Source organism: Bifidobacterium reuteri DSM 23975 (assembly GCF_000741695.1).
GTDB classification, from domain to species: Bacteria; Actinomycetota; Actinomycetes; order Actinomycetales; family Bifidobacteriaceae; genus Bifidobacterium; species Bifidobacterium reuteri.
The window spans coordinates 91,640-103,919 of record NZ_JGZK01000001.1 but is presented as its reverse complement, the minus strand read 5'-3'; the positions used below and the strand labels follow the sequence as shown (position 1 = coordinate 103,919).

At 60.6% G+C, this 12,280-nt stretch carries 8 protein-coding genes and 1 tRNA gene; 2 read left to right on the top strand and 7 right to left on the bottom strand.

Translation table 11 applies throughout. The features are described 5' to 3' along the window. Positions 1-187: 187 nt before the first annotated feature. The 4 genes from BREU_RS00340 to BREU_RS00325 all read right to left on the bottom strand — a co-directional run bounded on the left by BREU_RS00340 (position 188) and on the right by BREU_RS00325 (position 5,758). Positions 188-1,591, bottom strand: a complete 1,404-nt coding sequence (locus BREU_RS00340; RefSeq protein WP_044089820.1) for an ABC transporter permease — start codon at positions 1,589-1,591, stop codon at positions 188-190. Positions 1,592-1,612: 21 nt separating this feature from the next. After that, positions 1,613-2,890 (bottom strand): DUF2318 domain-containing protein, encoded by a 1,278-nt coding sequence (locus tag BREU_RS00335; protein WP_044089818.1) that lies wholly within the window; start codon positions 2,888-2,890, stop codon positions 1,613-1,615. 236 nt (positions 2,891-3,126) lie between these two features. Beyond that, the gene (locus BREU_RS00330) at positions 3,127-3,816 is read right to left on the bottom strand and encodes an iron transporter (protein ID WP_081886453.1); all 690 of its coding nucleotides are present in this window, start codon (positions 3,814-3,816) and stop codon (positions 3,127-3,129) included. A 124-nt stretch (positions 3,817-3,940) separates the two neighbouring features. After that, positions 3,941-5,758 carry an FTR1 family iron permease gene (locus BREU_RS00325; RefSeq protein WP_044089817.1) on the bottom strand — a complete coding sequence of 606 codons (1,818 nt, stop codon included), beginning with the start codon at positions 5,756-5,758 and terminating at the stop codon, positions 3,941-3,943. Between the two features lie 629 nt (positions 5,759-6,387). Between BREU_RS00325 and BREU_RS00320 the strand changes: the two genes are divergently transcribed. Further along, a tRNA-Ser gene (locus tag BREU_RS00320) sits at positions 6,388-6,475 on the top strand. Positions 6,476-7,194: 719 nt separating this feature from the next. Here the strand turns inward: BREU_RS00320 and BREU_RS00315 are convergent. Then, entirely contained in the window at positions 7,195-8,844 is a 1,650-nt protein-coding gene (locus tag BREU_RS00315) for an ATP-binding protein (RefSeq protein ID WP_044095736.1), read from the bottom strand. Between the two features lie 716 nt (positions 8,845-9,560). On the opposite strand from BREU_RS00315, the gene BREU_RS00310 reads away from it, so the two are divergent. Further along, entirely contained in the window at positions 9,561-10,079 is a 519-nt protein-coding gene (locus tag BREU_RS00310; protein ID WP_044089814.1) for a GNAT family N-acetyltransferase, read from the top strand. Between the two features lie 309 nt (positions 10,080-10,388). Here the strand turns inward: BREU_RS00310 and BREU_RS00305 are convergent, their stop codons facing one another. After that, entirely contained in the window at positions 10,389-11,168 is a 780-nt protein-coding gene (locus BREU_RS00305; RefSeq protein ID WP_044089813.1) for an SDR family NAD(P)-dependent oxidoreductase, read from the bottom strand. Between the two features lie 45 nt (positions 11,169-11,213). Then, complete coding sequence (locus tag BREU_RS00300) at positions 11,214-12,236, bottom strand: NADP-dependent oxidoreductase (RefSeq protein WP_044089812.1); 1,023 nt, start codon at positions 12,234-12,236, stop codon at positions 11,214-11,216. Positions 12,237-12,280 lie beyond the last annotated feature (44 nt).

Here is a 12,280-nt window from a genome sequence, read left to right as displayed (position 1 = left end):
GACGATTCCGAAGAAGAGCGAAAGGACGGTCTCACGCGAGGAAGCGATCATAGCCGAGGATGACATCGCGAAATCGCGGCATTCCCCGGCTGACCACGTCGGAACGTCCTCCCGCACCCAGGAGGCGGCACAACCGGCACAACCGACATAACCGGCGCAACCGGCGCCGCCGAAAACACCGTGCAACTCAGCGGCCATGGAGCACCTCCGCAGGCTTCAGGCTCAGAATCGAACGAATGGACGAGGCCGAGGCGAGCAGCACTGTCACGGCGAGCAGCACGAACACCAATACGAACACCATCGGGCGCATCGTGATGCCCGAGCCGAAGACCACGTGACCTATCAGCTGCGCCACCGCGGAGCCGAGTCCCGCGCCTACCAGAGCGCCGAGCAGCGAAATCGCCGCCGTCTCCGCCATCATCAGGCGGGATACCGCGCCATCCGTGGCACCGATGGCCTTGAGCAGCGCCAGTTCCGAGGAGCGTTCGCCAATCGAGGCGACCATCAGGTTCGCCACGGCCACGGCCGCCGCAATCAGACTCAATACCGTCATCAGAATCATCACAGCCTGCGTCTTCTGCAGCACATTGCCCTGCAGCGCGGCCACCTGCCGCACCTGCTTGGCCACCGCCCCCGGAATCACCTCCTCGATCTGGTAGGCGATGGAGCTCGGATAGGCGGTGCAGTACCACGTCTCCCATTCGTCCTGGCTGAGCGCGGCCGGGTTCTTGGCGGCCTTACGCGCGAGGTCGTTCTCCGGCGTGGTCAGCGCCTTGACCTCGATCTTGTTCACCGAATCGGGCAGGCTGACCAATTCCTGCAGCTGCGAGGAGGAGACGTACATGGCGCTGTTGTCGTCATCGCCGGAATCGTAGACGCCGACGATCTTGAAATCGACGGACTTGTCGCCGCGCGTGAGCGTGACCTTGCCGCCGACCTGCACGGCGGCCTCATCCTCATGGCTCTGCCCCGCGTTGACGCCGAGCGACTTGGCCAGATCCTTGCCGATCAGGGCCTCCTTGGTGTCGTCTTTGGGCCAGCGTCCCTCAAGCTTCCACCATGAGCGCATGCCTTCGACGCCCACCACCGTGGTCTCGCCGGACGGCAGCGTGAGCTTCTTGTTGAACCATGTGCCCACCACGGGCGTGTTCTTCTGGGTCGGGTAGTCGGCAAGGCTCACCGCCCAGCCGTCGCCTTGGGTCACCGGCTTGGTGTTGATGGCGGTGACGTGCTGGTTGAGCTCAGGCGCGAAGTTCGTGATGTTGAACGCCCAGAAAATGGTCTTGATCTTGGCTGCGTCCGATTCCTTGAGGAAGGAGGTCGGGTCACTGGCGGACGCCGAGCCGCCGGACGTGCCGCCGTCGCCGCCTTCTGTGTTGTACAGGTCCGATACCACGGCGTCCGACTTGGGCTGCACGGTGATGTTCGAGCCGTAGGTGGACAGCTCGGCGTTGAGCTTGTCGCCCACGTCGAACACGACGCCCAGCATCGAGACGCTCACGGTGGCCGACAGGCACACGGTCAGCGCGATGAGCAGACGCCTGCGCAGCTGCCGCGTGAACGACCGCGCGATCATTCGCAGAAAGAACATGGTTTGCCTCCTGCCTTACGTTCACTGGAAGTGGACGCTCAGGGCGTCCAGATCGGTGGTTTGGATGGTGATCTTGCCGTTGCCCGTCTTGTACGGGAATGGGATCGGGTTGCAGCCGCCCTTGAAGCCGATGGTGGCGAGGTTGATGGCCACCTCGCACTTCTTGCAGATAATCTTGCCGTTCTTCTCGTAGTAGCCGGCGTCGCCGCAGTTCTCGCAGGCGTCGAGGCCGATGCCGTACGCGCCGCCGTTCTTGCGGATGATGATGAAGCGCATCACGGTGCCGTCCTTGGCCTTGTATTCGAAGCGATGCAGGTGACCGTCCTCGACCTGGGTGAACGGGATGGTGGCGACGCCGTCCTTGAGCGAGTACGCCTCGGGCGGGGAAAGTGTGATGGTCTGATGGGTGGCGGCCACGCCCACGGTCAGGGTGGCGGTGACGCCGATCGCCGCGATCAGGCTCCATGCCGCGGCGGCGATGGCGTGACGGCGGAATGCCTTGTGACGGCGCAATGTGGCCTCGTTCGCGCCCGGGACATCGTGCGTCTTCATGCGGAAGCCGGCGACCACCGATGCCACGGCCGGCACGAGGAACACAAGAGCCTGGGCCATGATCATCGCGGAATTATGGTTAATCGACCAGGCAAGCGCCACGAAGCCCGTGTGGCCGATCGGGAAGCCGCGCGCCTGCAGGATCTGCATAAGGCCGGTGAAGTGTTGGATGAGTAGAATCACCATCACGGCGACGACAGCGATGGTGAAAGCCCAGCGCACTGCGGTGGTGCGCATGGTGCGGAAGATGGCGGCCACCACGATGGACATGGCCACGCCCAGCAGGAAGCCGAGCGCGCGCAGTAGCATGGCCGAGGTGAAGGCCGTCTCCCCCGGCTCCACCCAGATGGTGAGCTGCAGAATCACATCCGGCAGCGCATAGAAGACGGTGAGTGCGATTTGTACGGCGGCCACCGCGTTGGCCACGTGCATCCAGACCGCATGCTTGGCCCAGTTGTGGGTGATGCGGGGTGCAGCGACCACCACGGCGATCGCGAGTACATCCACGATCACGGCGACAATCAGCACCGGATAATTGATGAACGTGCGCTGGTTGATGACGGCCGTGGCGCGCAGGGCGGCGAACACGATGGCGGCGACGATGCCGATGCCAAGCCCCCACAGCCGCCAGTATGCACTGATTGGCTTGTCGCGGCCTTCGCCCACGGTGAGCATCACGCTCAGGCACATGACCAGCAACGCTGGGGCCAATGTCCCCGGCATCACCGCAACGAATTGTTCCAGCATTCAACGCCCTTTCCTTGTGGGGTTTGGCTAATGTGCCATAAACGGACTGAAGCCCCCTCTGACGAGGGGGCTGTCGGCGGAGTCGACTGGGGGAGAGAACCAGCGCGGTACCGCAATAACACAGAATCGCGCTTCGCGCCATATGGCTCTCGCGACCTTACGGCCGCTCCGTTTTCTCCCTCAGCCCTCGCTTCACTCGGACAGCTCCCTCGTCAGAGGGAAACTGTCCTTGAGACTCACCACTGGCGAGGAGTGTAGTCCCAGTTGTCGAAGGTGACTTCGATCGGCTCGGTCCAGAAGTGGCCCTTGACGCCGGTCTCCGGGTCGACGTGCAGCATCCAGCCCTTGGCGGCCGGGGACTCGATGGAGAGCTTGAGCTGGTAGGTGCCGGCCTTGTCGAGCTTGACGTTGGCGCCGTAGTGCGGGCCGTCGGAGGCGTTCATCTGCATGAAGGTGCCGGAGGTGGCGGTGCCGCCCTCGACTTCCTTGCCGGTGGACTTGTCGATGATGGTGTAGTTCACGGTCAGGTCAGGGATGAAGTCGCCCTTGCCGTAGCCGAGTTCGGTGCCCTTCTCGTTGGCGTGGATGTCGGCCTCGAGGTGGAAGGAGGCGTCCGCGGCCTTGAGGCCCATGGAAGCCGGTTCCATATCGATCGGCTGGAAGTAGACGGCGCCCACGGTCAGCGGGCCGGCTTCCTGATCCTGCTCTTCGGCGGTGCCGGACGGGCCGACCGGGACTTCCTCGAAGCCGGCGCCGGCGTCGGAGGAGCTGGAGTCGCTGCTGCTGGAGTCGGAGGACTGGGAGGAGGAGTCCGACTTGGTGTCGGAGGATGCGCTGTTGGTCTGGCCGCAGGCCGCCATGGAGACGGTCATCGTGCCGGCGAGCAGCAGGCCGAGCAGAGCGGCGATCTTCTTGTTCTTCATCATTTCTCTTATTTCCTGGTGTGAATGGAATTCACGGATTGTTGAATTATGAATTATTCAGGGGAAGCTATTGTGTGTTGGGCGGACGGCACTGGCACTGTTGGCGCGACCGCCAGTCCGTCACCGGTTACTGCGCATCCGCAGTAACCTCGGCGTTGCTCGCGGCTGGTGCGGAGCCGGTCTTGAGCCGACGCTGCTTGATGAAGCCGACCACGAACAGTGCGATGACAGCGATAGCGGCGATAATCTGCGCCACAATCGTTTCGACGTACGGATAGAAGCCAAGCCAGTCGTTCGTCGGCACGCCCTGCAGGTAGTTGGCGGGCAGAGCGTCGCCCTCGATCAGCGCGTGCACGCCACCGCCCGCGAAGACGACGACCAGCACGGACATCAGGATCGAGGTGATCAGGAAGAACGGGCCGATCGGAATCTTCACGGAGGTGAAGCGGATGATCAGGAATATGATCACGAGCACCACGGCCGCAGCGATGCCGCCGGTCCACATGCCCTTGGAATCCTGGCTCATCGAATAGATCGATTCATAGAAGATCACGGTTTCGGCACCCTCGCGGAACACAGCGAGGAAGCTCAGCATAGCGAGCGAGACCACGGTACCGAACGCGACCTTCTCACCGGATTCGGCCTGGGAGGACACGGATGCCACCGCGGCCTCGGTCTTGGTGCGAATGTATCGGTTCCATGCCTCGACCGAGCTCTTGTTGAGCATCCAGTTGCTGGTCCACAGCAGCATGCCCATAGCGATCAGGGCGCAGATGCCTTCCATGATCTCCTGCTGGGGGCCGGAGCCGCCGAACATGAGGCCGAAGATCACAGCGATGATGCCGGAGCCGGCAAGGCCGACCAGCACACCCACGTAGATCCACTTGGTGAAGCGCTTGTTGCCGGACTTGACTAGGTAGGCGATCACGGCGGCGACCACCAGCAGCGCCTCAAGACCTTCACGGATGAGGATGAGGAAGGCCTGGCCGACCGCGCTGGTGATGAACTTGGTGAAGCCGCCTTCCTGGTCGGCCGCGCCGCCGTCGAGGATGCCGGCGTCCTTGACCAGCATGGCCTTGAGGTCGTCGATGAGCTTCTTGGTGTCCTTGAGCGGGGCGCCCGTGTTCATCGACTTGCGGCACATCTTGAACTGGTATTCGACCTCGGAGACGCGGTTGCCGCTGATGGCGTTCATCACGTTCTTCTCGAAGCCGAGCTTCTCGTAGTACTGGTAGTAGGCGTTGTTGACGAGGGTGGCGCCCTTGGCGCCATCGCCTTGCTCGTATGCCTTGTAGGCGTTGTCGAGGATCGGGGTCATCTCATTGGCCACGTCGGTCCAGGAGCGGTTGCCCTTGCCCGGGTTCTTCTTTTTCTTGGCGTCGAGCTCCTTGCGCTCCTTGGCCAGCTGCTGCTGCAGCGCCTCGGCGTAGGCCTTCGGCTTGGCGAGCTGGGCGTTGCCGTCGAGCTGCTGCGCGGTGGCATCGAGGTCGGCGGTCAGCGAGGCGATCTGCTGGGCGAGCTGGTCTTCGTTGCCTGCGGTGTAGGAGAGGTTCTGGATGCCCTGGAATGCCTGCTGTTGGGCGAGCTGCTTGTCCGCGCCGATGGTGTCGTGCACGACGGCGGTGAAGTTGGAGGCCACGTAGATCTGGTTGTAGGCGGACATGAACGCGGACGTGGAGCCTGCGGTGTTGCCGTCCTTGTAGGTCTTGAGGCCCTCGTTGAGCTGCTTGTCCATCGCCGTGGAGACCTCGGCCCATGTGGCGTAGTCGACGCTGCTCGATGAGCTGGAGGAGCTGGTGCCGGTAACGGCATACGCCTGCTGCGGCGCGAGCACGGCAGGCGCGATGGTGGTGGCGATCAACGTGACTGCGAACACGATGGCAACCAACGCGCACAGTCGCTTGGTGACTGATGCTGCGCATTGCGCGCAGGCGCGACGAATCATGCCGACTTCCTCTCCCGAAAACGATTGCTGCTGGATCGGCCCGGCTGTATGCGATGCCCGGCACAGGATTCTTCTGAATCCGTCTGAATCCGCCGAACTGTAGGTCCGCTGCAAGTCCTGCCCAAAACCAACGACTGCATAATAAAGAAAAAATATTCGGAAGAACAGTCTTGTTTTTTTCGCCAAAGCGAGGTAATGCACGGTTGTTTCCTCTGGTTTCAGCCTTGGATTCGCATGGCTATCGTCTCATTATTTGAGACTATTACGCTCAGCGCTTCGTCATCATCCCGCATTTCGGACGCTTGTCATGCCCCAATTTCACCATTTCATCCGGCAGGCGCTTCGCCCCGCTCGACACGGACATCTTCAGGATTCATCGGACCACAACGCCAAGCTCACCTTCCATCACACCCGACGCACCCGCACACCAGAGGCTCGACCACCCAGGCTCACCTCTTTGCTAATTGCACACAGGCACACTTCACCCTGGAGGTCCTTCGCATCAGTCCGAATCTCGTATCCTCCGCCCGACACGCCAGTACGCCACGCCGAACGTGCACTTATCCGCAAGTTGTGGTAGCTTATTCGAGTTGCCTGCGGAGCTTGCTTCCAGCAAATACCGCTCGCATGGAGGATTCGCCTAGTGGTCTATGGCGCACGCTTGGAAAGCGTGTTGGTGTAACAGCCTCACGAGTTCGAATCTCGTATCCTCCGCCATCGCCCTTTTCCCATCCAAAGGAAAAGGGCTTTTTTATTTCAGTCGAGCCCCGCCGGCGGATGGCAGGCATAGGGAGGAACAAGCCGTTGCCTCCGGCCCGCAACACGATCCGCCCCAGCTCCGCATGCCGAGAACACTCAAGCCTCGGCAAAACGGTAGCGGCCGCGAAACGACCGGCACCATTTCGATTCAGCATGCCCGCCTCGGGGCATATCCCACAAGCCGCAGAGCATATCTTGCAGTTGTGTGCACCATCGGCCAAGCACACGGCCGCAAGACCTCCGGGCAAGAAACCCACAACACTTGCAATCCCGCCATTATCCGACACCGACAACACGACAGGAACTCCTCACATCCCCCAATCACCGGCCGGCGACACACACAACTGCGAGATACAGTGAAAACCACCGCCAAAAACCATCACAAGCCCCGACCCGCCTTGGATGGCGCGGCCGCTCCCTGACGACCAGAGCCCTGTGCCACAAGTACGTTCACAAGCGGCGATTACCACCTCCAGCTACGACCTGCGCGTCACGCTCACTGGAGTCAGGCGACACCGGTAGCCCCGGCTTTTTCATTTTCAAAAGGGTGCTATGGCTGAAATCTCGATCTGTCTAGTTCGAGCGGATAGTTTACGCATGTCTTGGGGCATGGCTGACACGCGTCTCGGGACAATACAGTGAAGAATCACAAGACACGTCAGTGCCAATCGACACTGCTACATGCTTGCATAGCGAGTCCCCTTGCCACGGCCGATGACTTTCAGTCTCCCACTCTTAACAAGCTTGGACAACTGGTAGTACGCCTGATTGGCGTCGATATGCAGCAGCTCCATGACATCCGCCCGCGTTGCATCACCCTGCTCCATAACCAATTTCATGATGAGTTCCGGCCACCGTACACGGTCGATGTCCGTCTGACGCACGTATTCGATGGTCTTGCCCGTGCGCCTGTACACCTTGGAACCCAAGGTGTAGGCACGGCGGGAGCCATTGCCGGAACCCTCAATCATTCCGGACTCCGTAAGCTGGCCGAGCATGGCACGCAGACGCTGCTCGCTCATATCGAGCTCCTTGTGCATGGTTTCGAAGGTGCAACGCCGCTCGTTCTTGAGCATGTTCAGAATCAGCAAACCGTTGACTGGCATCGTCTTGCCTGTGCGTTCCTGTTCCTCGGCCAGCATTCGCACGAATTCGACGTCGGGCGCACTACGTTGCAGATACACGGATACGTTCCGCTCATTCGATGCCGTGTAATCAGGCAACGGACGGCCATAGTGAAGCGATCCCTCGTAGATGCGGTCGATACCACGTCCCGTACGCTCGGCCAGTCCGGTACGCTTAAGCGCATCCATCAGACAAGGATTACGTCCATGAGGTTCAGCGGTAAGCAGGTTGTGGATGTTGATGCCCTCCACGAATCCACCGGGATTGGCGATAGTCAATCCGGCATCGTCCAATTGCACACGCACACGCCCAAGCAGGGTGTAGTCGCGATGGCCGAACGCATTCACCAGCGCCTCGCGGAACGCTCTATGGTCGAACTCCGGCACCATCGTAGAGAACAGGCCGACGGATATCTCGATGCTCGGGTTCCAGGGGGAGAACATATCGTTGATCTGCTCGATGGTTCTCAGCAGCGGCCCACCATAGTCCTGATTGACCTTGATGTCCGTACCGGACATGACCTGGAAGGAAGCCCGATGGGTCGGCACGAAACGTTTCAACGATTCCTCCTTGCCCAACAACAGCAATCCGGTCAACGTCGGCATCACCTTGCCGTCGACGGTCACCGTCAACTGCAGGGATTTCTCCAACTCCTCGTCGGCGAGCTCCAGCAGATTGCGGTCACTGGACTGGTAGACACCGATGATTCGGCGCAAACGTTCACACTCGAGAGGATCGAAATCGTCACGGGTCGCGTCCGGCACCGGTTGCGCCGAGAAATCCAAACGACCTAAATCGGACAAGCGTGTGGCGATCTCGTACGGATACATCGGCACGCTTTCCGGCGTACCGTCCACCTTCATGCGGCGACGCAGCACCTTGCCCGATTTGGTGGAGACCACACTACGTGATTTCGGCACATCGATCTGCATCACCGGTACTTCCGAAGTCCCGACGATTTGAGTTCGTGCGGAGACCGGTGGAACCGTGCGATTGGCAATCATCGCGGGCCAATCCGACCGCATCCTGATGCACCTTATCAAGCCAGTCGGAGTGCCATCATCCTCGACGCCCAAGTACACCGTGCCACCATCCGAGTTCGCCAGCGCCACAACCGCATCAAGCAGATCGTCGTCGGGCAATCGCTTCAGATCGCTCTTGAATTCCAGCGACAACGTTTCTTTGCCGTATTCATGCGCCATAGCGCGCTCCAATCCGCCGCATTGTTATTGATACACTGAATTTTACACTGAATTAAGTGTAGAATAACTGAATTCAGTGTATTCAGTGTAGGATTCAGCGAAAAACAATGCTGCGACGACACAGCCGACGTGACGAAGCGCATGCGCCCCGGACACCGGCCGATGCCGCCACAACCCGTCACGACATACTGTGGACGTGGTAACGGAGGTGGTGCGGCGGAGGCGTGAAGCTCGTGAACGCTAAGCGGCAGTGGGGCCGAGCCCCGATGAAGGTTGGGGTCTCGCATCCTCCGCCATCGCCCTTTTCCCACCCAAAGGAAAAGGGCTTTTTCATTGCTGAAGCGGCGGAATCGCGACGGTTCCAAGCCCGTTCCGCCGATTTGCGCACTCTCCTATGGTCCGTCTCGTCCACCTGCGAGGGACTGCGTGGGACCCAGCACAACAAAAGCCGATTCCGGCTCTGAGTCCCGCAACCACACCCACCCACACCAACATCGGACCAACGATGACCAGCCAACACCACCACAAAATGGCGAAATTCCAATGATTTCCAATCCATGACCAACGGACAGACACGAGGCCGGCGGCCAAGTCGCGGGACTCAACGACGAAACGGCCCACAATCGCACTGAGTCCCGCAAATACGGAGGACTCAACGCAGACACCCCCGATTTCTCACGCTGAATCCCACGAAACAGGCAAACACCGGGCCTACAATGAAACCCATGACGCTTCGCATCGCTCCGATTGAACCGCAGTGGTTCGGGCAGAAAGCACAAGTCCAGTCACATACATGGCGTGAGTTGAATCAAGGCCATGTACCGCAGGAAATCGCGGACGCGATCACCCCCGATTTCGCACTGAGACTGACGCGCAACGCTGCGAACAACAGCAATCAAGCGACATTGGTGGCGTTGGACGACAATCAGATAATCGGATTTGCGGAACTGCTGCGCACCCCACGACCGCCGATCAACCGGCCCGACGCGGCGGAACTGGCCTCGCTCTATATACTGACCACCCATCACCGCAAAGGCGTCGGACGGATGCTGGTCGAAGCCGGCAAACACGCGATCGGCAACGATCGACTCGTCTTATGGGTGATGGCATTCAACGCGAACGCGCAAGGATTCTACCGACACATCGGATTCCACGAAACCGGCCACACACAAACCGAAGACATGGGACCGGAACTGGAAATGATCAACTACACAGACGAACCCAATCAACGGTAAAGACCTGACACCATATCTCCTACGCAGGTCCGCAGCAATGTGAGACTTCCAAGAGCCGGGGGTAATCCCCCGGCATTTCATCTGTACCATCGAACTGACCGCGCTCAAGTACGAGAACCACGAACAGACCGCAACCGACGAACGCTTCTTCGGACCACTGGGAAACTTCCGAAAGAATTTCCTCAAAAAGGTCCGGAAGCATCAGCCGACGGCTCAGTAGATCTCACTCAGTAGATCTCACCCAAACCGGCACCACGCCGCATAGAGCATCTTCACCGACGCCGTCGAACCGCGGCAATCAGCGTATGGTCACATGTTCGCGACCGATACGCCAAACGTGATCGGCAGGATCTTGGCCAGAAACGCGAGCAACTTGTTGAACGGATGCGGCAGGTAGATGGCCTTGTTCCGCCTGACTGCACGGATTGAACCAATCGCCACGTCACGCGGGTCCAGTACCGGCAACGGCGTCCGCTTCCCCGGCCCCGCGTCCGAGACCGCGCCGGCGGACGATTCTGAACCACGCGACAGCATCGGCGTATCCATCAATCCTGGCTGCACCACGGTGACATGAATGCCGTGCGGCTTGAGTTCCTGCCGCAGCACGACGGACAAGGTGCGCACATAGGACTTGCTGGCACTGTATGCCGCCAGATTGCCCACCGGTGAGACGCCGAGAATGGAGCCGGTCTCCAAGATCATGGACCCGCGTTGCATGTACGGCAGGCATAGGCGCGTGACCATCGTGGTCGCCATGACGTTGAGCTGCACCAACTGCAGTAGGCGCTGCGGATCCTCATCAGCGAACGGCCGGCTCGCACCGATGCCCGCGTTGCTGACAAGCATACGGATAAACGGCTTGGCGGCGTCAAGCCTGTCACGCAGTTCGTCAAAGCTGCGCAAATCGGTCAGATCGAGCGGAACCGGCACGATGCGAACGCTCTGATATTCAGAGGCGATTCGTTCGAGTTTGCCTTTGCTGCGAGCGATTACCCAGATCTCCCGGATTTCCGGGCACTCACGGATGATCGCATCAATATACGCCCGGCCAAGGCCAGAACTTGCGCCGGTGATAATAGCGATAGGCATTGCCGATCCATTCCCTTTCATTCGCGTTCGTCAATTACCCGACGATCAGAACCGAACCACGACCTTGCCCGACGCACGCCCTCCCATGCCAGCGACAAGCTTGAGCGCCGCTTGAATGTCGTCAAGACGGAACATGTGCGGGTCGATGGAGGGACGCACATCACGCTCCTTCACGATGTCGGTGACATGACGCAGCTGTTCGCCATCCGCCCGCACGAAGATGAATTCGTACCGCTTGCCCTGCGCCTGCGCCTTCTTGTCGAGCTTCGATCCGGCGAGCGAGAACAGCGCGCGCTTGAGGAACGGCATCCGCATGCGTTCGGCGAACGCCTTGTTGGGCACGCCACGCAAGCTGAGCAGCGTGCCACCGGGTTTCAGCACGGACAGTTCACGGTCGAATTCGGCCGGCCCAAGCGCGTCGATCACGTAGTCGACACTGACGCCGGCCTGCCAGTAGTTCTCCGCGCGGTAGTCGAGATACCGGTCGGCACCGAGGGCGAGGATCTCATCGCGCGAGCGTTCGTTACCGGTGACGGTGACGTCCAGCCCCAACGACTTGGCGATCGGCACGGCCACACGGCCGAAGCTGCCCGAGCCTCCGGGAATGAGAACACTCTGCCCCGGCTTGGCGTCTAGGATCTCCGTGAACGCCTGCCACGCGGTCAGACCGGTGAGAGGGATGGTCGCGGCCTCGTCGAAATCATAGCCCTCGGGCATCGGTGCCACAGCATCGGCGGGCAATGCGACGAATTCAGCGAGCGCGCCGGGGTGGTCGATCGGCGTGCGGGCATACACGCGATCACCCGGCTGGAATCCGCGCACCGCATCGCCCACGCGTTCCACGACGCCGGCGACCTCGTTGCCAAGCGTGACCGGCATCGGATAATCCTGGATCAGCTTGACTGCGCCAGTGACGACCAGCAATTCCAGCGGATTGACGGCCGCCGCCTTGACGCGAATCAGTATGTCGCGGTCACCGATGGACGGTTCGGGGATCTCGTTGACCTCAACCCCCGCAATGGCCTTGGCGACGTCCTTCTCGTAACGGTTGATCTGCGCTGCTCGCATGGTGGCGCGTCCTTTCTTCGATTCCGCAGGTGTTGGATTTCCGA